Source organism: Sphingomonas qomolangmaensis (assembly GCF_024496245.1).
Classification (GTDB): domain Bacteria; phylum Pseudomonadota; class Alphaproteobacteria; order Sphingomonadales; family Sphingomonadaceae; genus Sphingomonas; species Sphingomonas qomolangmaensis.
On sequence record NZ_CP101740.1, the window covers coordinates 1,265,221 to 1,289,213 of the forward strand.

Sequence of the window (23,993 nt, forward strand, 5' to 3'; positions counted from 1 at the left end):
CCACCCGACCCGCAACGCCCGCCGGCTGACATCCCCTCCCCCGACCCCTCCCGCCAAGCGGGAGGGGGGAGATTTAAAATGAAGATCCACCAGGAAATACAGGAACGCCACACCCTCGCGGTGCTGGTCGACAACGAACCGGGCATTCTGGCGCGCATCGCCGGGCTGTTTTCGGGTCGCGGCTATAATATCGAGAGCCTGACCGTCACCGATGTGTCCGAGGACGAGAGCGTCAGCCGGATCACGATCGTCACCAGCGCATCGGCGCATGTGATGGAGCAGATCATCGCCCAGCTCGATCGGCTGGTGCCCGTTCACAAGGTCACCGACCTCACCGCACTCGGCCCGCATGTCGAACGCGAGCTGGCGCTGCTCAAGGTCGTCGGCACCGGCGATCACCGGATCGAGGCGCTGCGGCTGGCCGACGTCTATCGCGCGCGCGTCGTCGATGCGACCACCAGCAGCTTCGTGTTCGAAGTGACCGGCGGCAGCGAGAAGATCGACAAATTCGTCGAACTGATGCGCGAAGTCGGGCTGATCGAGGTCGCGCGCACCGGAGTCGTGGCGATCTCGCGCGGGAAAGAAGCCGCCTGACCATTTCGAACGAACACCCGTCACCCCAGCGAAAGCTGGGGTCTCGTGCCACGAGCGCGCGCTGGCGGCGAGAGACCCCAGCTTTCGCTGGGGTGACGGCATATTTGCAAAGAGGGACTATCGATATGCGTGTCTATTATGATTCCGACGCCGACCTGAGCCTGCTGACGGGCAAGAAGATCGCGATCCTCGGCTATGGCTCGCAGGGTCACGCGCATGCGCAGAACCTGCGCGATTCGGGGGTCACCGACGTCGCGATCGCGCTGCGCGAAGGCTCGGCGACGCGGGCCAAGGCCGAGGCCGCAGGCTTCAAGGTGCTGTCGAACCGCGAGGCCGCCGAATGGGCCGACCTTATCATGATGGTCGCCCCCGATGAGCATCAGGCGGCGATCTGGGACGCCGACCTCAAGGGCCATATGAAGCCCGGCGCGGCGATCGCCTTCGCGCACGGCCTCAACGTCCATTTCGGCCTGATCGAGCCGCCCAAGGACATCGACGTCATCATGATTGCGCCCAAGGGCCCCGGCCACACGGTGCGCAGCGAATATGTCCGCGGCGGCGGTGTGCCCTGCCTGATCGCGGTCCATCAGGACGCGACGGGCAACGCGCACGACATCGCGCTGGCCTATGCCAGCGGCGTCGGCGGCGGGCGTTCGGGGATCATCGAGACCAATTTCCGCGAGGAATGCGAGACCGACCTGTTCGGCGAGCAGGCAGTGCTGTGCGGCGGCATCACCCACCTGATCCAGGCCGGGTTCGAGACGCTGACCGAAGCCGGCTATGCCCCCGAAATGGCCTATTTCGAGTGCCTTCACGAAACCAAGCTGATCGTCGATCTGCTGTATGAGGGCGGCATCGCCAATATGCGCTATTCGATCAGCAACACCGCCGAATATGGCGACATCACCACCGGCCCGCGGATCATCACCGACGAGACCAAGAAGGAGATGAAGCGCGTGCTCGACGACATCCAGTCGGGCCGCTTCGTCAAGAACTTCGTGCTCGACAACCGCGCCGGTCAGCCCGAGCTCAAGGCCGCGCGCAAGCGTGCCGAGGCGCATCCGATCGAAAAGGTCGGCAGCGAATTGCGCGCGATGATGCCCTGGATCGGCGCCAACAAGCTGGTCGACAAGGAAAAGAACTAAGCCGCTGGGGACAGGCCCTCACCCTATCGGCGCTGCGCGCCTCTTCCCTCTCCGGCCTGCGGGAGAGGGAGGGAGCGGCGAAGCCGCGGAAGGGTGAGGGCCTGGCCGCATTTGGGCCCCAACCGGAAACGCTGCGTTCGCAACCCGGCGTTTGACTCCGCCGTGCGCAAACCCGACCTTCCCGCTCGCCATCAACGAACAGGGAATCCCTATCATGCGCAAGAGCCTCACCGTCCTCGCCCTTCTCGCCGCGACCCCGCTGATCGCCCAGTCCACCCCCGGCCTGCCCGGCCAGCAGGACGCCAGCCGCGTCACCGCGGGCACCTACACCGCCGATTCGGGCCATTCGCTGGTCGGCTGGGAAGTCGACCATTTCGGCTTCAACGCGTATTTCGGGATCTTTGGTGATGTCGCAGGCACGCTGACGATCGACCCCAAGAACCTCTCGGCCGCCAAGGTCGACGTCACCATCCCGGTGTCGAAGGTCGTGACCGCCAGCTCGGGGCTGACCGCGCATCTTACGCGCGCGGGCAAGGACGGCGGCAAGCCCGACTTCTTCGGCCCCGGCGCCACCGACGCGCGCTTCGTCTCGACCTCGGTGATGGCCAAGGGCAACGAAGCGCAGATCATGGGCAACCTGACGCTCAACGGCATCACCAAGCCGGTGACGATCGATGCCGAATTCGTCGGCGCGGGCGCGAACCCGATGAACAAGAAGCTGACCGTGGGTTTCGAGGGCGACACCACGATCAAGCGCAGCGACTTCGGCATCATGGGCGCGCTGCCCGTCGTGTCCGACGAAGTCGAACTCGACATCACGATCGCGTTCGAAAAGAACTGATCGGGTCGCCGCGTCACCCTTTAGGTGGCGCGGCGAAGCTCGATAAAGCTGTCGAACGTCGCGCGGACATTGGGCGATGCGTGCTGCGTCAGCAACTGCACCCGCCGGACGAAGCTGTTCGATTCGGCACCGGTCGCTCGGTATGCCATCTCCCAATCTCCGAACTCGGGCGCTGCGATTTCCCTTCGCGACAGAACGACAAGCGCCCAGTGCCTGGCGTCCGCCTTGATCCGCTCGAACGTCGCCTCGACTTGGTCGGTCGGCCCCTCGATCGCCTGTAGGAACCGCTGCCCGTCGGAATATAGCAGCCCCGTGATACCGTCGCGTGCATTGTTGCGCCGCGATGCCAGCAGGATGTCACGGACTGCGGCCGCCGGGCTGGGGCCGCGTGCTGTGCTGATATAGACAAGTTGGAGCATCGGGAATTCGCTTCAGCGGGTTGGTGTCATTTCGTTAGCGGGAAATGGGTTAATGAAAAGCCCAGCGGTCGTTGGCAAAGCCGCTGGACGCAGCCGTTTTGGCGGGGCATAGCAAGCGGGATGAACCGGACACCGATCGCATTGCTTCGACTTACGCGCCCTTAAGGCGCGACGCGACGATCCTGCGCGCCCCTTAAGGGTGACTTTCGAACCATCGACCTTCCCGCCGGGCGCTCGTGAAGCCCCGAGCATGAGCGTTCAGAAAGGCCAGCGATGCTGCGCGATCCATCGACCAAATACCGCCCCTTCCCCGCCGTCGACCTGCCCGACCGGCAATGGCCGTCGCGCAGCATCACCCGGCCGCCGCGCTGGCTGTCGACCGACATGCGCGACGGCAACCAGGCGCTTATCGATCCGATGGACGCCGAAAAGAAGAACCGCTTCTTCGACCTGCTGGTGTCGGTGGGACTGAAGGAGATCGAGGTCGGCTTCCCCAGCGCGGGCGCGACCGAGTTCGACTTCATCTCGCGACTCGTGCGCTCGGGCCGAATTCCTGACGACGTGACGGTCCAGGTACTGACGCAATCGCGCCGCGACCTGATCGAGAAGAGCTTCGAAAGCCTCGAGGGCGCGCACCGCGCGATCGTCCATCTCTACAACGCGGTGTCGCCGGCATGGCGGCGGATCGTGTTCGGCATGAGCCGCGACGAAGTCCGCGACATCGCGGTGACCGGCGCCAAGATCCTGCGCGACGAAGCCGCCAAGCGCCCCGCCACCGACTGGCATTTCGAATATAGCCCCGAAACCTTCTCGACCGCCGAGCTCGATTTCTCGCTCGAGGTATGCACCGCGGTGATGGAGGTGCTGCGCCCCACCCCCGATCATCCGCTGATCCTCAATCTGCCCGCCACGGTCGAGGCGTCGAGCCCCAACATCTATGCCGACCAGATCGAATATTTCTGCCGCAACGTGCCCCACCGCGACAGCGTGGTCATCAGCCTGCATCCGCACAACGACCGCGGCACCGGCGTCGCCGCGGCCGAGCTCGGGCTGATGGCGGGTGCCGACCGGATCGAGGGCTGCCTGTTCGGCAATGGCGAGCGCACCGGCAACGTCGACCTGGTGACGCTGGCGCTCAATATGTACACGCAAGGGATCGACCCCAGCCTCGACTTTTCGGACATCGACCGGGTGATCGGCGCCGTCGAATATTGCAACGCGCTGCCGGTGCATCCGCGCCACCCTTATGCCGGCGAGCTGGTGTTCACCGCGTTTTCGGGCAGCCACCAGGACGCGATCAAAAAGGGCTTCGCCGCGCAGGAAGCGCGCAACGACGACATCTGGGAAGTCCCCTATCTGCCGATCGACCCCGCCGATCTGGGCCGCAGCTACGAAGCCGTCATCCGGGTGAATTCGCAGAGCGGCAAGGGCGGCGTCGCCTGGGTGCTCGAACAGGACAAGGGACTCAAGCTGCCCAAGCGGCTCCAGGCCGATTTCAGCCGCCACGTCCAGGCGATGGCCGACGAAACCAGCCGCGAACTCAACGCCGGCGACATCTGGCACAGCTTCAACCGGGTATATCGCCTCGACCCCGCACAATATTTTACGCTCGAAGCCTATGAGGAAACCCGCGCGCCAAACGGCGACCGCATCTTTGCCGGCCATGTCGGGATCGGCGGCGTCACCCGATCGGTGAGCGGGCGCGGCAACGGCTTGATCTCGAGCGTGCTCGCGGCGCTGCGCGACGGCTGCGGGATCACGCTCGACGTCGCGGATTACAGCGAACACGCGATCGGCCACGGATCCGACGCGCGCGCGGCGGCCTATGTCGAATGCGTCGACGCCGACGGGCGGACCTTGTGGGGAGTCGGTATCGACGAGGACGTCGCCACCGCGAGCGTGCGCGCGGTGCTGTCGGCGGCAAACTCGGCGCGAGGCAAGGCGTAACCCACCTTCTTCTCTGAAGCCCTCTCCCGCTTGCGGGAGAGGGTTGGGTGAGGGCCTTCTACTTCTTCCTCGCGCCGACGAAGAAAAACGAACCCTCACCGACTACGACTAGGCCGCGCAAGTGCGCGACCAAGTCTGCGTTGCCTCTCCCGCAAGGGGGAGAGGGCAAACCCACTACATCCCCATCAGCGACAGCACTTCCTTGCGGCTGCGTTCGTCGTCGCGGAAGACGCCCATCATCCGGCTGGTGACCATCGACACCCCCGGCGTCCGCACGCCGCGCGCGGTCATGCAGGCGTGGCTCGCCTCGATCACTACCGCGACGCCGCGCGGCTTCAGGTGCGTCCAGATGCAATCGGCCACTTCGGCGGTCAGCCGTTCCTGGACCTGCAGCCGCCGCGCAAAGGCGTGGAGCACGCGCGCGAGCTTTGAAATGCCCACGACATGGTTGCGCGGCAGATAGGCGATGTGCGCCTTGCCGATGATCGGCGCCATGTGATGCTCGCAATGCGACTGGAACGGCACGTCGCGCAGCAGCACGATCTCGTCATAGCCGCCGACTTCCTCGAAAATCCGCGACAGATGATGCCCCGGATCGTCGCCATAGCCGCTGCAATATTCCTTCCACGCGCGCGCGACGCGCTTGGGGGTGTCGCGCAGCCCTTCGCGCGTGGGATCGTCGCCGGTCCAGCGGATCAGCGTGCGGATCGCCTCGGCCACATCCTCGGGCACTTCCAGCTTGGGCGGGGAAGCAACCAGGTCGCCATTGCCTATGGTGGCTTCGTCTTCGATATTCATCATCCCTCCCCATAAGCCCGGTCCAGCCGGGCCAGCAAGCCGGCGACCCGCCAACACCGCAATCGCATGAGCGAACGGCCATCGCTTTCGCACTAGCTGCGAGAAGTGGCACGCCCGATCAGCGATTCAAGCGGATAAACCGGAACCTAGCCCAAAGCCCGTTGCGGGCCTTGCGACCCGCCCCGCGGCGCGTTCGACACGGTTCGACGCAAGATTTGCGCTGTGGCTGTTTCGTCACACGCCATGTTCTTGCAACGGCGTGCGAGCGCGCTACGATATTTGCTGCTTGATCTTCGGCCTGAAGGCTAGGAGACACTGATCGTTGAAGCATGGCGCGCTGTTGCGTGATGCCGGTACTGGGGGGCGTATGGCCAAGGAAACAACTGCAAAGACTGCTGCCAAGGGCGGCCTCGCCAAGCCGGTGACGCCGTCGCCTGAGCTGGCCGAGATCGTCGGCAAGGCGGATCTGCCGCGCAGCGAAGTCGTCAGCAAGATGTGGGAATATATCAAGAAGCACGACTTGCAGAATCCAAACGACAAGCGCGAAATCCTCGCCGACGAAAAGATCGAGAAGATCTTCGGCAAGAAGCAGGCGAGCATGTTCGAGATGAACAAGCTGCTGAGCGCGCATCTGAAGTAAGCATATCCAGCGGCCGGGGCACCATGTTCCGGCCGTTGGTATATCTGGTTTTTCCAGACCCTCGTTCCCAGGCGGCAGCGGGAAGCGTATCACGAGCGCTATGACCAGCCTGACCGTTAACAACCAGCCCGTGCAGTATCGGCTCGATCCGGCAACCCCGTTGCTGTTCGCCCTGCGCGACGCGTCGAACCTCACCGGCACCAAATTCGGCTGCGGCACCGGCGAATGCGGCGCCTGCACCGTCGATATCGATGGCCAGGCGGTGCGATCCTGCCGCATCACCCTCGCCGCGGTCGAGGGCACCTTCGTCACCACGATCGAAGGGCTGTCGCGCGATCGCGGGCATCCGGTGCAACAGGCGTTCCTGGCCTCGAACCTCTCGCAATGCGGCTTTTGCATCCCCGGCATGGTGATGACCGCCGCCGCGCTGATCCGCGCCAATCGCGACCCGTCGGACGACGATATCCGCGCCGCGATGACCAATTTATGCCGCTGCGGCGTGTACCCCAGGCTGCTCGAGGCAGTGCGCCGCGCGGCGCGGATCGCGCGCGGAGACGAAAATATCGTGCCCCCGGCGTCACCCGACATCGACGCCGGCGACGCCGCGCGCGCGGTTCCCGCGCTCGCGCCCCCCGCCACCCCCGCGCCGCCGCAAAGCTGACGGACTCCTTTCACCTCAATTCAGCCACCGCTCATCCGCCGGGTGGCAGAAGCAACGTGTCGAGCCAGCCGATTGGGCGAGCGCCGACGGAGGATTGCGTAATGATGAACAAGTGGATGGGTGCATTGCTCGCAGCGACCGCGCTGATCCCGGCAACCGCGATGGCGCAGGACGGCAATCGTCGCGAAGCACGCCAGCAGCAGCGCGCTGAGCGGCAGGCGATGCGCGCGCAGCCGCAGCGTGAGGCAGCGGCCGCACCGGTGCGCGCGCAGCGCCAGGGCGGCGACGATCGCCAGGCGGTTCGCGCCGAACGCCAGGCGCAGCGGCTGGCGAACCCACAGCAGCGCGAGCAGTTCGTTCGCCAGCGGCAGGCGATCCAGGAACAGCGTCAGGTCGTCCGCCCCAACCGCACCGTCAACGGCCAGCCGATGCGCCCCGAACTGCGTCCCCAGGGCCAGGTCGCACCGCGCCAGGCGTTCCGCGCCGAACGCCGTGACGATCGCAGCGATTTCCGCAACGAACGCCGCCAGGATCGCAACGCGCTGCAATCGGGCGCGCTGAACCAGCGCCAGTTTCGCGCCGACCGTCGCGACGACCGCCAGGATTTCCGCCGCGATCGCGCCGATGATCGGCGCGACTTCCGGCAGGATCAGGGTCGGTTTGACAATCGGCTGAACCAGCAACGCCAGTTCCTCGGCAACAACCGCGGCAATGGCTGGGCCGGCAACAATTGGGGCGGCAACAACTGGAACGGCAACCGCAGCTTCCTGGGCAACAATGGCGGCTGGAACCGCGGCTGGCGCAACGACAATCGCTATGATTGGCGCGGCTATCGCCAGATCAACCGCAACGCCTTCCGCCTGCCCCGCTATTACGCGCCGCAAGGCTATGGCTTCGGCTATCAGCGGTTCGGCATCGGCGCGACGATCGGCTCGATCCTGTTCGCGCAGGATTATTGGATCAACGATCCCTGGTCGTACCGCCTGCCGCCGATCGACGGACCGTTCCGCTGGGTGCGCTATTACAACGACGCGCTACTGGTCGATCTGGAGACCGGCGAAGTGGTCGATATGGAATATGACATCTTCTGGTGAACCCTCACCTATGAATGCGAGCAGGGGGCTCGGTGCATCGGCACCGGGTCCCCTTGCTTTTCGGGCGCCGCGCAGCGACTTGGGAACCATGGCAACGCAAGTGAAGAAGCCCGGCACGCTTTCGGCGGTCCGGCAGGCGATCGGATCGGCCACCGCGGCGACGCTCGAGGCGAATCCTGCGATCAAGCGGCTCGCGACCGACGCGGCGCAGGTCTATTTCCACCGCGATTTCCTCACCAACGCCGAATGCGCGACGCTGATAGCGATGATCGACGAGGGCCGCCGCCCCTCGACCTTGCTGTCGCGCACCGAGGACCGCAATTTCCGGACCAGCGACAGCTGCGACATGGACCGCTACTCGTCGGTCATCCAGCCGATCGACGAGCGCGTTGCCGCCTTGCTCGGCATCCAGCCCGAACATGGCGAGACGATGCAGGGCCAGCGCTACGCCCCCGGCCAGCAATTCCGCGCGCACCATGATTATTTCCACGAAGGCGAGCATTATTGGCCCAAGATGCAGCAGGCGGGCGGCCAGCGCACCTGGACCGCGATGTGCTATCTCAACGAGGTCGAGGAAGGCGGCGCGACCTGGTTCCCGCAAGGCGGCATCCGCGTGCCGCCGCGCAAGCGCATGCTGCTGATCTGGAACAACATGAACCCCGACGGCAGCCCCAACGAGCAGACGCTCCACGAGGGCATGGCGGTGGTGCGCGGCACCAAATACATCTTCACCAAATGGTTTCGCGAGCAGCCCTGGCTGCAGGGCTGACCGGGCGATGCAGCCACAGCCGTTCGTCCTGAGTAGGGACTGAGCGAAGGCGAAGGCCCGTATCGAAGGAGCTCGCCGCAACGAGACCTTCCCAGCCCGCCGCCAAGCCCGCTTTCCGCTGGCCCCCTCCCCCGCCGCTTGGTACCCCGCGCTCCATGTCACCGGTCTGTAACGTCACCGCCTCGATCCTCGGCCAACCCTGGCGCTGGCGCGGGCTCGCCAGCGATACCCTGGGCGGCAGCTTCGTCCCCGACGATCTGGTGACCGGGCTGTTGTTGTCGCGCGGTTGCCCGCGCGAGGCGCTCGAGCTGCATCGCAACCCGTCGATCCGCGGCTTCATGCCCGATCCCTCGATCTTCCGCGACATGGACCGCGCCGCCGATCGCCTTGCCGATGCGGTGCAGGCGGGCGAGCAGGTCGCGATCTTCGGCGATTACGATGTCGATGGCGCCACTTCGGCGGCGCTGATGGTGCTGGTGCTGCGCGAGCTGGGCATCGAGGCGCGGCCCTATATCCCCGATCGGCTGATGGAGGGCTATGGCCCCTCGGGCGCGGCGTTGGTGCGGCTCGCGCGCGAGGGCGCGTCGCTGATCGTCACCGTCGATTGCGGCGCGCAGGCGTTCGAAGCGCTCGACATGGCGCGCGACGCCGGGGTCGAGGTGATCGTGGTCGATCACCACAAATGCTCGACCGCCTTGCCCTTCGCGCACGCGCTGGTGAACCCCAACCGGATGGACGAGGATGAAGGCGCGGCGCACGGCCATCTCGCGGCGGTGGGGGTCGCGTTCCTGCTCGGCGCGGCGCTGATCCGCAGCTTGCGCGCGCGCGGCTTCTTCGCGGGGCGCGACGAGCCCAAATTGCTCGAGCTGCTCGACATCGTCGCGCTCGGCACCGTCGCCGACGTCGCGGCGCTGCGCGGCCTCAACCGCGCCTTCGTGGCGCAGGGGCTCAAGGTGATGGCCAAGCGCCGCAACATCGGCCTCGCCGCGCTGATCGAAGCGTCGCGGCTCACGCGCGACCCGACCTGCACCGATCTCGGCTTCGCGCTCGGCCCCCGCATCAACGCCGGGGGACGCGTCGGGCGTGCCGATCTCGGCGTCCGCCTGCTCACCACCCGCGATCCCGCCGAAGCGCGCGCGATCGCCGAGGAACTCGACCGGCTGAACGAAGAACGCCGGATGATCGAGGCCGCGGTGCAGGAGGGCGCCGAGCTGCTCGCCGAACGCCAGGGCAATCGCGCGGTGATCGTCGTCGCCGCTCCCGGCTGGCACGCCGGCGTGATCGGCATCGTCGCCGGCCGGCTCAAGGAATCGCTCGGCCGCCCCGCGATCGTCATCGCGCTCGACGAACACGGCGTCGGCAAGGGGTCGGGCCGGTCGATCCCCGGCGTCGACCTGGGCGGCGCGGTGCTGGCGGCCAAGGAAGCCGGACTGCTCGCGGCGGGCGGCGGCCATGCGATGGCGGCAGGCCTCACCGTGGCCGAAGGTGATATCGATGCCTTCGCCGCCTTTCTCGACGAACGGCTGGCGGCCGCGGTCACCCGCTCGATCGCCGATCGCGCCTTGCTGGTCGATGCCGTGCTCGCGCCCGGCGGCATCCACCCCGGGCTGGTCGACGCGCTCGAAGCCGGCGGCCCCTATGGCATGGGCTGGCCAAGCCCGCGAATCGCTGCCGGCCCGGTACGCGTGATCAAGGCCGATCGGGTCGGCAACGGCCATGTCCGCGCGATCGTCGCGGGCGACGACGGCCGCAGCCTCAAGGCGGTCGCCTTCCGCCAGGCCGACACCGCCCTGGGCGCCGCGTTGCTCGGCTGCCCGCCGCACCGCCGGCTATGGCTGGCCGGCCGCGCCAAGCGCGACGACTGGGGCGCAAGGCCCGCCGCAGAACTCCATATCGACGACGCCGCCTGGGCCGAATGAAATACCGCCAAACAGCCCCTTGACCACCACCCCCACCATCGCCTAGTCCGCCCCCTCGCTGACGGCCCCTTCGTCTAGCGGTTAGGACGCGGCCCTTTCACGGCTGAAGCACGGGTTCGATTCCCGTAGGGGTCACCAAAACACCATCCCAAAACTACCGAAAACGTCCCATAATCGGCTGTTTTCTGCGGTTTTTTGTGGTATAGCCATCCCAGTCGGATCGGCGGAATACCACTCCATACCAGCAATCTGATGGTATCCTTGATGGCACTGCGCCGGTCGCTTGGGTGGAGATACCATCATGGCGTTGTCGGTTGTGGCAATCAAAGCAGCCAAGGGTCGCCAGAAGGCGTACAAGCTTAGCGATAGCGACGGACTTTACCTGCTCGTAGCACCGTCCGGCGCCCGCTGCTGGCGGATGAATTATCGGCATTCAGGCAAGCAGAAGACCCTGGCCTTCGGCGTGTGGCCAGATACCGGGCTAGCCGAGGCTCGCGCAGCGCGCGACGCGGCGCGCAAGGTGTTAGCTCGAGGCGATGATCCATCTGAACGAATCAAGCTCGATCGGATCGCCGCCACCGTAGCGGCGTCCAGCAGCTTCAAAGCCGTGGCCGACGAATGGCTGCTCAAAGTCGAGAAAGAGGGCCGCTCGCCGGTCACGATGAAAAAGCTGCGCTGGCTACTGAGTTTCATCAACGCAACCATTGGGCAGCGCCCTGTCGCCTCGATCTCGGCGCACGAGTTGCTCATCATGCTGCGTAAGATGGAGGCAAAAGGTCGGTACGAAACGGCAAAGCGCCTCCGCAGCACCTGTTCGCAAATTTTCCGCTATGCCATCGCTACGGCGCGGGCCGAGCGCGATGTCGCGGCCGACCTTCGGGGCGCGTTGATCGTACCCAAGCACGTTCACCGCGCCGCGATCACTACACCGTCCGAGGCCGGCGCGTTGCTTCGCGCCATTGAAGCGCTGGAAGACCATCCGACGACCGGCGTCGCGCTTCGCTTCCTGCCTCACGTGTTTGTTCGGCCTGGAGAACTTCGTTCTGCCGAATGGGCGGATTTCGATTTTGGCAAAGCCGTGTGGACGATCCCGCCGCACAAAACCAAGATGCGGCGCGCGCACTCGGTCCCACTCTCCCGTCAGACACTTCAAATCCTCGAATCGATCAAGCACGACGCCGAGCACAGCTCGTATCTTTTCCCGTCAATACGATCGGTTGAACGACCGATGTCGGAGAACACCATCAACGCAGCGCTTCGTAGAATGGGGTATGCACAGGACCAAATGACCGGCCATGGTTTCCGCGCCCTGGCGGCGACGTTGCTGAATGAGATGGGGCTATGGCATGCGGACGCGATCGAGCGCCAGCTTGCCCATTGCGACAACAATGCCGTGCGCCGCGCCTATACCCGCGGAGAATATTGGGAAGAGCGTGTGCGCATGATGCAGCATTGGTCAGATCATCTCGAATTTCTGCGCGACGGAGCCAAGGTCCTCGGTGGAAAGTTCGGGAAGGCAAAGAGCCGATAGCACCGGCCAAAAATGGCCGCTTGCCGCGGGATCGCTTTCCCGCCCAGCAACGGCCAGTCAGCTTTCAAGAGTGTCGCGAGTGGACCCGCGCCGGAACGGCGGCAGGTGGTAGGAAGCTGCCGTTCCGCTTTCCGGTGGTCGGATCAGGATATTTGCCAAACGATAACACCGACTACCAAGATCAACAGCGAAATCGCGAATTCTTTGGGCTTCAAGACGCCATCGGGGAGCCTGTCCTGCCAGCGGTTTCCATAGCCAAATGGTTCAAACGCCATCCGGAACCTCGCTATTGTCGCCGCGATAGTTTCCGCCTTTTAGCACGTCGCCGCAACCCTGTAGGGTCGGCCATTGGCCGACAGCCGACCGACAGCTTCACGGCTGCAAGGACCCTTAAACAGTCATTCAGCGCGGTTTGGGTACTTTCCCGAACCAGCCATTCGTTCACTTAAGCCAACCACGATAGCAGACGATGGCTCCGACGATCGGCAAGGCGATAGCCACATTGAAGGTAAAGCGGCCCTGCCCGTCTTCCGCCTCGTGCGCATCCGACCGGGGTGCCAACGCAATGGGCAGCGGCACACCCAGGCAGGACCAGCCGCGCATGGCCATGCGAAGCCCGCCATCTTCTCGAACGAGCGCAAAGCGAAAACGCATGGGGCCGAACTGCTCGACCAACTCTTGGCCACGTTGTGACATGCGGCTGCGAAATCGCCGGCCGGCAAAATCGCGGGTCCAGGTCTCAATGCCGTTTCTTTCGGCGAACGATACGTGCAACGCGTGCTCGCCTGCAGGCGGGAAGCCGACGATCGCCGCGATCAGTCGTGCTACAGGACTGCGGCCGCGCGTCACAGTCGCGTGGCCCGAGGCGCCGCCGTCGCGCAGCACACCGTGCACCACCTGCAAAGCGGTAGGTAACCGGTCGAAGTCGACGCCCATGATACGCCTATAAAGCGGGTCAGGCTGTTCGAGCTCCTGCGCTTCATGCCTAATATCTAGCTTGGTGAAAGAAGGTTCGAAGTCAGCAAGCGACAACAGCTCACCAGCGTCGCGCGCTCCGGCGGGACAGGTGCCGTTCATGATGCGGTCGGCTAGGATCGCGGCCGCAAATGTCGGTATCTCGGGGCCGCAGCCCTGGTCGGCAATCAAAGTCCAGCGCCGCTCCAGGCGGCGCCCATCAGCTATGCCGAAGACGCGCACCACCATGCCCGAGCGATCGCCACCCAGTCTTGCAGTCAAGCGTTGGAGCGGAAGCAGCCACCGCGCCGCTGGACGGAGCGAGCCGCCGAGCCAGCGAACCGGCCAGCTCGCAAGCCAAACTGCGGCATTCTGAAAAGAGAGTTCCGTACCAGCGCGGAACGCGACCGCCGGACGACCAGGCAGGCGTCCGGGCAACAGGTCCAGATCAGGAACGTCAGCCAGCCCGACTAGGCGAAGGCCGAGAGATTGGCCGTCCTGCATCTCGAACCGCTGACAACGCATCTCCTGCCAGCCGTGGCCGACGATCCGGCGGCCACCTCGCCAGAGCGGAAGGGGCCGACCGACGGTGGACAGGATCGCGGTCGCGACAGAGCGACCGGCGGCCGCCTGATTAGACGCGCTGATGGCGGCCTCGACCGCCGTGACTCGTTCCATGCCTTGGGCTAGGTGGCGTACAACCGCGCCCGACAGTGCGGGCACGCTGGATACGCCTGCGATGATGGGCACGCCAGCGCAAATGGTTTCAATGTTAGCCACGAACGCCCGGTCGTCCGCCAGATCGAGGTACGGAATATCCAGATCGGCGCAAGCAGTCGGGACACCGTAGCCACTGCCTTGGAACGGTCCCGCGGCATCGATGACCAATGCGGGTTTCTCGACCGCGAGCAACGTAACCAGGTTGCCGTTCCGGTCGGCGGCCACAGGCCTGCAGCCGACAACACCGGCGCAGAACCGCTCTGCCTTGAGCAGATCTCGACCTGCCACGACGACATCGTACCCCGCCGCGGCGAGCCGGCGCGACAGCCTGCCGCCAAAGCCGCCGTAGCCGCCCAGCACCAGAATGCCGGTCACAGCACCCGGTCGCGATCCGCCGGGGACGGCAGCCAGCAGGTCTCGCGGCGCCCAAACAGGCGGTAGCGGTTACGTGCTATCAGCCGGTACGGCGGATCACGCAGGGCGCGTGGCACCAATAGTAACCAGCCTGCTGCGCGCCATGGCCAACCGAGCCGCGCGTAGATTGCCAGCACGGCGTCCGAATCACGCAGGACCCGATCCCCGTCAACGACCAGAATGGTATCCGGGTCTGTTGGATCGATCCCGTGCCGGCGGAACAGCTCGGCGCCGACATCGCCCTGCATGGAAGCTAGTTGGAAGCGGCGTTGGCGATCCCGCCGCAGGACGAACTGCGCGTTTGCGCTACACAACACGCACATCGCGTCAAACAGGATGATCGCTGGTTTCTGCTCCATGTGCCTTGTCAACATGACATGCCGCCGATGTCCAGCTGACCCGGGCTCCCCGCATCTAATCGCGGTCTTCTGCGACCCAGAAAACGACGTTTGGCAATGGGTCCGCCTCTCCCGAGTATGGCCAATCATTCATCCGTCCTGCCAAGGGAACATCAACCAGATTTTCGAACCGCATGTTTACTGCGGTTGATTACCCTACGGGCACCGGCATAGCGCAGAGGAGATGAGTGATGGGTCCCTCGTCGATGGACCCCGCCTTTCATGAACTACGACCCTGGAACGAGGGCCGCTTGATTGGCGCGAAGCGAGCCCTCAAACAGCAACAGGTCTGGGCCATTCGCTTCTGGCTCGACCAACATAGGCGATTGCGCGACCGAGCCCTGTTCGACTTCGCTATCGATAGCAAGCTGCGCGGATGTGACGTGGTCAAGGTGCGTGTCGGCGATGTCGTTTCAGGCGGGCGCGTCCGTGACCGTGCCGTCGTCATCCAGCAAAAGACCAAGCGCCCGGTCCAGTTCGAGCTGATGGACACAGCACGTAAGACCATGCGTACCTGGCTGGAGCGCCGCGGCGGCACGCTGAATGACTTCGTTTTCCCGAGCCGAAACGACTACATGGCTCACATGAGTACGCGACAGTATGCTCGTCTCGTGCACGAGTGGGTCGAAGGCATCGGCCTTCCGCCTCAGGAATACGGGACACACTCGCTTCGTCGCACAAAGGCGTCAATCATCTACAAGGCGACGGGTAATCTTAGGGCGGTTCAGATTCTGCTCGGCCACGCCAAGATTGATAGCACGGTGCGCTACCTCGGCGTTGACGTGGAAGACGCGCTAGAACTGGCAGAACGGACTGAGGTCTGAATAAGCCCAGATTCGCCATTTAACGACGTTGAGGTGAATCCCAACTTTTGACCTTCGTTCACATAGGGGGATCGGAAAAGATTGGCAGCGCAACCATTTGCTCGGGCGCACGCGCGCCGCTTTGGCTACCCTGTGCCGACGGGTGCAGATGGCGACCCGCTAAGGTTGGCAAGCCTGCGCCGGCTCTTTAAACAGGGAGATGTGATGACGGAAGCCACTGGGGCGAAGACGCGAAGACACCCGACATTGACTGGCGAGCGAGTGCGGCGTTGAAGAACGTGCCGCGAGGCCACAGCGACGTTGCGGAGGTTACCGGCCTTGCGGTCAAGCCTAAGCCGCCGACCTGTGCCATCGCGTGACGCGCAACACCATCAACATAAATCGCAGCCAGCGCCAGCAGCCGCCGAACCTGGTTCGCGTGGCCGCTCAAACGCGCGAGCCTTCGGCGACCAGCCCGTTGAAATCCTCCCGCAACACAACAGACGAGACTATCCCAAGCCCCCATAGCCTGCAATATTGATTCAGATCATGGCCGCTTTGGAAATCCCTCGCGTTGAGTTAGCACCCAAGGGACTTGGCATCAGCCGTCGAGCCGAGGCGCGCGCTGGTATAAAATACAGTCTTATCGAATGGGCGCCCCAATGACTTCTGCGATACGCCGGGTGTCGGGGTTGATCCGATAGATACTACCGTCGTTGTAGCGATAGAGTGAAGTGGCGGTGTCGCGGTATCGGTCGGCATAGGCTGCCGGGACGTTATTGGTTCGAAGCGCGGCAGGCAGCCTATCGCCCTGCGCATACTGCTTCTTAGCGAGCCCAGGTGCAACACAGCCGTTGTTTTTCTTTGCTAGTCCACGCGGACAGCTGGCAGTGGCGCTATCTCTCTTCGGCACCCTTCGAAATTCGGTCCTATCGCGCTTGTCAAAGTGCCGAATCTGGCCTTTTTGTTTCTGAGACGCACTGTTGCCTTTTCCATGCCCCTTGCCCTGATTGCCAGCTAAAGCCGGAACCGATATCAGCAAAGCTGCAATCGCCAAGCCGCGGAGCATATTGTTTATGTTCATTATATCTCCCCAATACGTTATATTCGGCGCAAATAAAGAACACTCACTTAAAGCGGATGGTGAATTACGGATTAGGCATTAGGACCAAGGTGTCATCAACCCGACCTTTGAACCACGGGTGGTCGCAATTGCACAATTGAAGCTAGCTCGAACTTTAAGAAATTACGGCATTAAAAACATCATGCAATATTGTCTTTATTGGTTCGACGTCTCACAACTGAAATTGGTGCCATATTCGTGTTGCACATAGACCGCAGGAGCGCCGTATTGATGGGCCAGGCTAAGCCCATTCGTTCCGTTGCGTGACGCCCTGCCACAATGTTTTGGACTGAGATTCGAAGGGGATGCGATCAGCTCGATCGACCGCAAGGATCCGGATCATACCGCTGAGCCCACCAAGGCCATTCGATAGGACACTGTTGCGGATAAAGTCCGAGCCATTGGGCGCACGTTGACCTTGGCCTAGCCTGACTATTTCCATGTTCACTCCATGAAGTATTCACTTCTAGTCGGTAACGGCGTCGGAATAGCCGGGCGCAAATACACCCTTTGAACGGCGCCACCGCCTAAGGGACGGTGCCACGTTGGCGTCTAGCTTTGTAAGGCCATCATAGACGTGCGTGCTGTGAGCAGCTCCGTCGTATCTGCGGTGTTCAAACCTTGGCTGAATAGAAACCCCTGCATGACCGGACAGCTCTTGTGTCGAAGCAATTCGAGTTGTTCTGCAGTTTCCACACCCTCGGCGACGCAGTCGAGGTTAAGCTGCCGAGCCAAATCAAGGATGCTGTAGACAATTGCCGCCGTACCTGCATCGTTCACGAGATCGCGAATGAACGACCGGTCGATCTTGATCCGATCCAGCGGAAAACGCCTCAAATAACCGAGCGACGACCAGCCCGTTCCGAAGTCGTCCAGTGACAAAGCAACGCCAAGGCCTTTGAGATCTCGCATGATCCGAAGCGTTCTCTCGGTATCGTCGAGCGTGATGCTTTCGGTCAGTTCCAGCTCCAGCCATTGGGGTGCGAGCCCTGACCGCTCCAGCGCATCGGCCACGACCGCTACGATGTCGCCGCGATAGAATTGCTGCGACGAGAGATTGACCGCGATCCGTACGGGCGCAAGCCCGGCAGCTTGCCAGGCTGCGGCTTGGGCGCAAGCCATTCCGAGCACCCACCGCCCCACCTCGACCATCTGACCATGCTCCTCAAGCAGGGGGATGAACAAGCCCGGTGCGATCAGGCCTTGAGTAGGGTGATGCCACCGCAGCAGCGCTTCTAGTCCCGTTATCATGCCGGTCTCGAGCAGGACCTGAGGCTGAAAATGAAGCTCAAATTCGCCTCGTGCACACGCGCCGTGTAGATCGTGCGAAAGAATGTGCCAGCGTTCCGCCGCCATACTAAGGTCACGGCTGAATAGCCGGTGCGTGCCGCGCCCTTTCTTTTTTACCTGGTACATCGCGGTGTCGGCGGCCTGTAATAAGGCGGCAGGACTATCTCCGTCGCCAGGATACAGGCTAATACCAATGCTTGCCCCAATGTGCAGCTCACGACCAGCGATGCTGAAGGCGGGTTCAAGAGCCGCTATGATCCTTTCGGCCAGCGCTTCTGCATCGGCGGGCCCCGAAAGTTCGGCGGCAACGACGAACTCATCGCCGCCAAGGCGTGCAGCGGTATCGCCATCGCGCAGCACGCCCCGCAATCGCATCGAAACCTTTTCCAGCAGTTCGTCCCCCACAAAATGCCCCAAACTGTCGTTGACATGTTTGAAATGGTCGAGGTCGAGAAGAAGCAGTGCCACCTGATTTCGGTCGCGCCGCGCATGAGCGATCGCCACGGTCAACCGATCCGCAAGCATCGTGCGGTTCGGCAATCCGGTTAATGCGTCATGCAGCGCGAGGTGGCGTATCCGCGCGTCTGCCTCTTTGCGCTCGCGAATGTCCCTGAAGGTGCACTGAGCCAGTGGGCGGCCGCCCACGTGATAGGTGCTTCCAATGACTTCGACCGAGACAAGGGTGCCATCCGGGTCCGCCCAGCTCCAGTCCTCCCATTTCATCTCGCCCTCTTCGCGCAGCGCGCTCAGGGCGGCGTAACCCGCATTGGCATATTTGAACGGAGGCAACGTGGCGAAGCTTTTGCCTTTAAGCGTGCCAACTTCTATCCCGAACATAGCAGCGCACCGGGCGTTAGCATCGATAACCGTGCCATGCTCGCAATCTATCACCAAAATTCCATCACCTGCGGTCTCGAACAACCGACGATGCCGCTGCTCCGAATCACGTAGCGCGACCTCCGCCGATTGTCGGGCTTTGATTTCGGCTTCGAGTTGGGTCTTCTGCGCGTCCAACGAGACATGTGCGCGACGCAAGGCGATATGCGTGCGCACTCGCGCAAGCAGTTCTTCGACCTGGAACGGCTTACTAACGTAATCAATACCACCCGCATCGAACGCCGCGATTTTGCTGTCGACGTCGTTCAGCGCCGTCATAAAAATTACCGGTATATCTCGGGTTCCCTTTCGCAATTTTAGGCGGCGGCAGGTTTCGTGTCCGTCAAGGTCGGGCATCATAACGTCGAGGAGAATGAGGTCAGGAACGGCGAACGCAGCACGTTCAAGCGCCTCGTACCCGCCCAAAGCGACTAATACCTCATACCCATGTTCTTCTAGGTGTTCGACGACAACACCCAGGTTTACGGGGCTATCATCAACTATCAGGACTGTATCACGCTCACCTGATTTAGTTCGCGCGCTCATGCGGCTTCCTTACCAGCAAGCTGCTGTTGAACCAGTTTCAACACAGCGGGCGACTGGTATCCGGCCGCTAGTGTCTGAAGACGGTCGGCAAAGGGTTCGTATTCCGAACCCATCGCGGCGATGTCGACCGCAAGCGCGCGAATTGCTCGCATATTGCCGGCGCGAGCATGCTCCAGCAGCAATCGTAGCTGGCTTTCGCCCGGGGGGATCAGCGGACGAGATATGCAGCTATCGTCGCCATCGCCGACGCGGGGCTTGGCGAGCAGATCGGTGATCACCTGTTCCAACGATAGCAACCTGATCGGCTTCACGAGTAGGCGATCGGCGCCCGCGGAGTGCGCCTCCGCTTCGAGCCTAGACGATCGGCTTGCAGTGATCGCAACGACTGGTAGCTGGCGCAGGCTGGGGCGGTGACGCAGCTGGCGCAAAGTTTCGAGGCCGCCCATCACCGGCATCTTCATGTCGACGATTATGAGATCAGGCTGCGCGCGCTCGACCATATCGAGCGCTTCAAGTCCGTCGCGAGCTTCGCGCACCTTGAAACCCTGTCCCTCGAGCGCCTCGCGCAGAATGCTGCGGTCGGTTTCGCTGTCGTCGACCACCAGAATGTCATGGCCGCCCCCCGAAGTGATGGGATGAGTCAACGCGGGGATCGATGGCGCAAGTAGCGTGACCGGTAGCTCTACGCTGAAGCGACTGCCGCAGCCGATGACGCTTTCGACCCTAATCTCGCCTGCCATCATGTCGACGATCCGGCGAGCGATACTAAGCCCGAGACCCGTGCCGCCGCTGCGTTCAGTTGCACTCCCTACCTGCTCGAACGGCTCGAAGATCCTCTGCAGCTGCTCAGGGGCAATGCCAGCACCGGTATCGACTACGTCGAACCGCAACCGCACGCTTCCCCCGCCCCATCCTACAGTAGAGACTTCGAGCCCTATCTCACCTCGGGCGGTAAACTTCACTGCATTACCAAGCAGGTTAATAAGTACCTGCCGCAGCCGTTTCGCGTCGGCTAGCACCCGGTCGGGCACGTCAACGGCAATATCCACCTTAAAGACTAGGCCCTTTTCCTGAGCGCGCAGTCGGATCATCTCCGTCACGCCGGCGACGCAAGCGCGGAGATGGACTGCTGACGCCAATAGCTCGAGCTTGCCCGCTTCAACCTTGGAAATGTCCAGGATGTCGGTAATCAATGCCAATAGATGCGTACCGCTTTCATGGATTGTGCCGACGGCCGATCGTTGCCGTTGCGTAAGCGCGTCACGCTCGAGCAATTGTGCGTAGCCAATGATGGCGTTGAGCGGTGTGCGAAGCTCGTGGCTCATATTCGCAAGGAACTGAGATTTGGCGGCACTGGCCGCCTCGGCGGCGGCATGCGCTTGGGCAAGTAACTGACCATGCTTGTCCTGTTGGCGCTCCCTTGCCTCGTACTGGCGCCGCACGTGGAAAAACCGGTAGACGAGGAATATTGCACTCAGCAATGTCCACGCGCCGATGATAATCATGTAAAAGTGCTCCGGCGCCAAATGTACGCCTTCGAACGTAATCTCCTCAAGTTTTACTGAGAACTCGCCGGGTTTAGTTCCAGTGCCCGAGATGAGCTCGACGGCAACAACGTTTTGGAATGATCGGCTCGCTTGCTTAGAGCTAAGCCGCTGGCTGGCCGCCCACCAGGGCTCGACCTCAAAGCGTTCAGGTAACAACTCGATCTGGTTATAACCCTGGACCACTTCAAACTCAGTCGTGTTAGGCTTGACAGACGCATCGGTGCCGACGCGGCTAAAGGCGGGATCAAAATCCTTAATGCCAATGCGCAATCTTGTAGGTGGGCCGCGATAATGTAGCTTGACTAATATTTTCGATGCATAGGATAAATCGACGCCTTTGCCTGGCGTCGTCGCGTTGAAGACCAGGCCGTAACCGCAAAATGGGAACGCCGCCTTCTTTCCTAATTCACAAGACCAGGAAAGGGGCGCTGTTTTATGTATCGAAAGCTTGGAATCTCCGCCGTTTGAACGATCGTCAAAAGAATAAGGCGAAGCCCGGGTCGAGCTCGGCGTTAGGCTCATCGTTTCGCGAGTTAGCGCCTCCTGACCCAGAACCGCTGCGAGCGTCAGGACGAGAAGTAAGAAGACAGCCGCCTCAGCCGTAAAGCCCCCGGCCCGCGACCATATGCCGCCGGACTGACGGACCTCGCCATTTTGGTTGTTGCAGTCAGGGTTGGACAATTCGCGGGTTTGGCGGAGAGCAGGAGGCAGGTTCGGAGCCACGGCATTCGCTGCTTTCTTATGTGCCCGGCCCTTACCGTGATCCCCTCCATTAGGCCGAAATCGTTAGTGAGAAGTTACGATCCATCCCAAAGGAGAGACGATTTAATCCATGAGCATCAAGATCAAGCCGTTTCGGGTATCAAAGGCGACGGTTCAACGGGTTATCGCCCCTCTCGTGCATAGAAACCACTGATCAATAGCGCCAGCGGGGCATCGTCGACGCATTCTGTATATCCGCATGAAGCGTCAGTGTGGGCCTGAGGACCCACTTCCCGGCCATTCGCGGCTTAGTTCGGCTACTCAACTTCGGTCATTCATTCATGTCCGCGCGGAGTTGATTTCGCAGGTGGTCCGCTTGCCCAAAGGCACGCCGACTTTCCCAAAAAGGATCCTTTCGGGAAACCTCCGGCCTTCTCGATCGCCCTTCTCAGGCAGCACAGGCTGCGGGCCTACGCAGCGGCCAGCGAACCAGCAATATCCGGCATTGCTGAGCTATTTCCCGGGATATGTCGCGCCCACCACCAACCCCTATGATCGCGTGACCGATGTCCATGCCGAGCTTCGCGCCCGCAACGAACATGGCGGCCTTTCGGCGCATGCGGTGTGGGACGTCGGCGATCGCAGCACCATCACGTCGATCACCGCATGGCGCTATTGGGATTGGACCCCCGCGAACGACCGCGATTACACCCGCCTGCCGATCTATACGAAGGTGAACAACCCCACCGTTCAGGATCAATACTCGCAGGAATTCCGCTTCAATCACCAGGGCAACGGGTTCGATTTCGTCACCGGCTTGTTCGCAGTCCGTCAGAAGATCCGCACCTGCGGCATGCAGGATACGGGGCCCGCGGCTAGCAAGTGGCTGCTCAACCCGACCAGCGCGCTGTCGACCAATCCAACGGTGATCAACAACGTCGTGGCGATCAACGACACCCGGCTCGATAACACCAGCCTGGCGGCGTACGGCAAGCTGAACTGGGAGGTCACCGACCGGCTGACGCTGTCGCCGGGGCCGCGGGTGAATTACGACAAGAAGCAGGGACTGTACGATTCGGTGGTGACCGGCACCGCGTCGAACGGGACGCGGCAGATCGCCATGCAGCGCTCGGCGAGGTCGATCGACAACACACGGACAGTGCCGCGACGCGCCCGGTTAGCCTTTGCAAAACCTGCTTATTAGGCTAGCTCCCGGGCCGAGACGGTGCGGCCTACGCACCTGAACGAGGTCGAGATGTCTGGACAGGGCCCGGGTTCGCAAGTTTGGCGAGCAGAACACTTACGGCTTGCCGTTGACGCTGCTTGCGTTGCCCTGTGGTCATGGAACGTCATGACGAATCGTTTCACGATGGACGAACAGGCTTTTGCTCTTTGGGGCCTGCCCTGGTCCGACGAAGTGCGGTTCGAACAGCTTTCTGCCCATATTCATCCCGCCGACCGGGACCGTGTGCGGGCAGCGTTTGAGGCCACGCGATCCGTCACCGGGTCATTCGAGATCGATTTTCGAATAATGGTAGATGATTCTGTTCGCTGGGTATCGTCCAGAGGACAAGGTGCCGACTCAAATATCGCCGAACATACGATGTTCGGGATCTTTTTGGATGTGACGGGGCGAAAGCAGGCGGAGGAGGGCAATGAGCTGCTTGCCGGCGAGATGAGCCACCGAGTGAAGAATCTTCTCTCGCTCGCGGTAGGTTTGACTAACCTTACGTACCGATCCGCCGCCACTACGCAGGAAATGCTGACCGGTCTTACTGACAGGCTTACCGCCCTCGGGCGGGCGCACGACCTCGTAAGGCCGCTACCGGGGGCCGAAGGCAAATCGGTGTTGCTCGGAGACCTTTTCTCGATTCTGCTGTCGCCGTACGACGATAAGGACGCTTTCTCAGGACGGATTCGGATCGCCGTCACCCGGATGGGTGTCGGTGAGGAGTGCGCAACGACGCTGGCAATGGTTATCCATGAAATGGCTACAAATTCTGTTAAGCACGGTGCTTTGTCCTGTAAGGAAGGTGTGCTCAACGTGACGAGCAATGTGGATTCAGAATTCGTCGTGCTCACGTGGGCGGAAACCGGCGGTCCAGAGATCGAAAGCACGCCGAAGCTCACGGGCTTCGGCAATCGCATGATAGAGCGTAGCATTACCCAGCGGCTAGCGGGGGCACTCAAGTACGATTGGCAGTCTACTGGGCTGGTCGCGACGCTATCCCTGCGAAAGGACCGCCTAGCTACGTAGTCGAT

The 23,993-nt window shown here is 62.5% G+C and carries 20 protein-coding genes and 1 tRNA gene; 14 read left to right on the forward strand and 7 right to left on the reverse strand.

The genetic code is table 11. The annotated features are described in order from the left end of the window. Positions 1-78 precede the first annotated feature (78 nt). From ilvN to NMP03_RS06050, 3 genes are all read left to right on the forward strand, one after another. On the forward strand, positions 79-594 hold the full coding sequence (ilvN, locus tag NMP03_RS06040; RefSeq protein WP_256507591.1) for an acetolactate synthase small subunit: 516 nt from the start codon (positions 79-81) through the stop codon (positions 592-594). 125 nt (positions 595-719) lie between these two features. Further along, the gene (ilvC, locus tag NMP03_RS06045; RefSeq protein WP_256507592.1) at positions 720-1,739 is read left to right on the forward strand and encodes a ketol-acid reductoisomerase; all 1,020 of its coding nucleotides are present in this window, start codon (positions 720-722) and stop codon (positions 1,737-1,739) included. Positions 1,740-1,953: 214 nt separating this feature from the next. Then, complete coding sequence (locus NMP03_RS06050; protein WP_256507593.1) at positions 1,954-2,580, forward strand: YceI family protein; 627 nt, start codon at positions 1,954-1,956, stop codon at positions 2,578-2,580. Between the two features lie 20 nt (positions 2,581-2,600). Here the strand turns inward: NMP03_RS06050 and NMP03_RS06055 are convergent, their stop codons facing one another. Beyond that, a complete protein-coding gene (locus tag NMP03_RS06055; RefSeq protein WP_256507594.1) occupies positions 2,601-2,999 on the reverse strand; it encodes a BLUF domain-containing protein in 399 nt (132 codons plus the stop codon). A 273-nt stretch (positions 3,000-3,272) separates the two neighbouring features. Between NMP03_RS06055 and leuA the strand changes: the two genes are divergently transcribed. Continuing rightward, on the forward strand, positions 3,273-4,946 hold the full coding sequence (gene leuA, locus NMP03_RS06060; RefSeq protein ID WP_256507595.1) for a 2-isopropylmalate synthase: 1,674 nt from the start codon (positions 3,273-3,275) through the stop codon (positions 4,944-4,946). A gap of 174 nt (positions 4,947-5,120) precedes the next feature. Here leuA and folE read toward each other — a convergent pair whose 3' ends face one another. Next, entirely contained in the window at positions 5,121-5,744 is a 624-nt protein-coding gene (folE, locus tag NMP03_RS06065; protein ID WP_256508036.1) for a GTP cyclohydrolase I FolE, read from the reverse strand. A gap of 322 nt (positions 5,745-6,066) precedes the next feature. Here folE and NMP03_RS06070 point away from each other — a divergent pair, with 322 nt between their 5' ends. From NMP03_RS06070 to NMP03_RS06100, 7 genes are all read left to right on the forward strand, one after another. Further along, complete coding sequence (locus NMP03_RS06070; RefSeq protein WP_406698286.1) at positions 6,067-6,384, forward strand: SWIB/MDM2 domain-containing protein; 318 nt, start codon at positions 6,067-6,069, stop codon at positions 6,382-6,384. Positions 6,385-6,484: 100 nt separating this feature from the next. After that, a complete protein-coding gene (locus NMP03_RS06075; protein ID WP_256507596.1) occupies positions 6,485-7,045 on the forward strand; it encodes a (2Fe-2S)-binding protein in 561 nt (186 codons plus the stop codon). A 101-nt stretch (positions 7,046-7,146) separates the two neighbouring features. Further along, entirely contained in the window at positions 7,147-8,139 is a 993-nt protein-coding gene (locus NMP03_RS06080; RefSeq protein WP_256507597.1) for an RcnB family protein, read from the forward strand. A gap of 88 nt (positions 8,140-8,227) precedes the next feature. Further along, the gene (locus NMP03_RS06085; protein ID WP_256507598.1) at positions 8,228-8,908 is read left to right on the forward strand and encodes a prolyl hydroxylase family protein; all 681 of its coding nucleotides are present in this window, start codon (positions 8,228-8,230) and stop codon (positions 8,906-8,908) included. Between the two features lie 155 nt (positions 8,909-9,063). Beyond that, positions 9,064-10,827: a single-stranded-DNA-specific exonuclease RecJ gene (gene recJ, locus NMP03_RS06090; protein ID WP_256507599.1), complete on the forward strand. Its 1,764-nt coding sequence runs from the start codon at positions 9,064-9,066 to the stop codon at positions 10,825-10,827. A gap of 63 nt (positions 10,828-10,890) precedes the next feature. After that, a tRNA-Glu gene (locus tag NMP03_RS06095) sits at positions 10,891-10,965 on the forward strand. A 163-nt stretch (positions 10,966-11,128) separates the two neighbouring features. Then, the gene (locus NMP03_RS06100) at positions 11,129-12,358 is read left to right on the forward strand and encodes a tyrosine-type recombinase/integrase (protein WP_256507600.1); all 1,230 of its coding nucleotides are present in this window, start codon (positions 11,129-11,131) and stop codon (positions 12,356-12,358) included. 441 nt (positions 12,359-12,799) lie between these two features. Here the strand turns inward: NMP03_RS06100 and NMP03_RS06105 are convergent, their stop codons facing one another. Both NMP03_RS06105 and NMP03_RS06110 read right to left on the reverse strand, forming a co-directional pair. Beyond that, on the reverse strand, positions 12,800-14,407 hold the full coding sequence (locus NMP03_RS06105; protein WP_256507601.1) for an SDR family oxidoreductase: 1,608 nt from the start codon (positions 14,405-14,407) through the stop codon (positions 12,800-12,802). Then, entirely contained in the window at positions 14,404-14,805 is a 402-nt protein-coding gene (locus NMP03_RS06110) for a thiol-disulfide oxidoreductase DCC family protein (protein ID WP_256507602.1), read from the reverse strand. Before NMP03_RS06110 ends, NMP03_RS06105 begins: the two co-directional genes overlap by 4 nt. Positions 14,806-15,035: 230 nt before the next feature. Between NMP03_RS06110 and NMP03_RS06115 the strand changes: the two genes are divergently transcribed. Next, positions 15,036-15,668: a tyrosine-type recombinase/integrase gene (locus NMP03_RS06115; protein ID WP_256507603.1), complete on the forward strand. Its 633-nt coding sequence runs from the start codon at positions 15,036-15,038 to the stop codon at positions 15,666-15,668. 622 nt (positions 15,669-16,290) lie between these two features. Here the strand turns inward: NMP03_RS06115 and NMP03_RS06120 are convergent. From NMP03_RS06120 to NMP03_RS06130, 3 genes are all read right to left on the reverse strand, one after another. Beyond that, positions 16,291-16,731 (reverse strand): hypothetical protein, encoded by a 441-nt coding sequence (locus tag NMP03_RS06120; RefSeq protein WP_256507604.1) that lies wholly within the window; start codon positions 16,729-16,731, stop codon positions 16,291-16,293. A 591-nt stretch (positions 16,732-17,322) separates the two neighbouring features. Further along, positions 17,323-19,482, reverse strand: a complete 2,160-nt coding sequence (locus NMP03_RS06125; RefSeq protein ID WP_256507605.1) for an EAL domain-containing response regulator — start codon at positions 19,480-19,482, stop codon at positions 17,323-17,325. Further along, the gene (locus NMP03_RS06130) at positions 19,479-21,710 is read right to left on the reverse strand and encodes an ATP-binding protein (protein WP_256507606.1); all 2,232 of its coding nucleotides are present in this window, start codon (positions 21,708-21,710) and stop codon (positions 19,479-19,481) included. Before NMP03_RS06130 ends, NMP03_RS06125 begins: the two co-directional genes overlap by 4 nt. A 526-nt stretch (positions 21,711-22,236) precedes the next feature. Between NMP03_RS06130 and NMP03_RS06135 the strand changes: the two genes are divergently transcribed. Both NMP03_RS06135 and NMP03_RS06140 read left to right on the forward strand, forming a co-directional pair. Next, complete coding sequence (locus NMP03_RS06135; protein WP_256507607.1) at positions 22,237-22,935, forward strand: TonB-dependent receptor; 699 nt, start codon at positions 22,237-22,239, stop codon at positions 22,933-22,935. A gap of 147 nt (positions 22,936-23,082) precedes the next feature. Further along, entirely contained in the window at positions 23,083-23,988 is a 906-nt protein-coding gene (locus NMP03_RS06140; protein WP_256507608.1) for a sensor histidine kinase, read from the forward strand. Positions 23,989-23,993 lie beyond the last annotated feature (5 nt).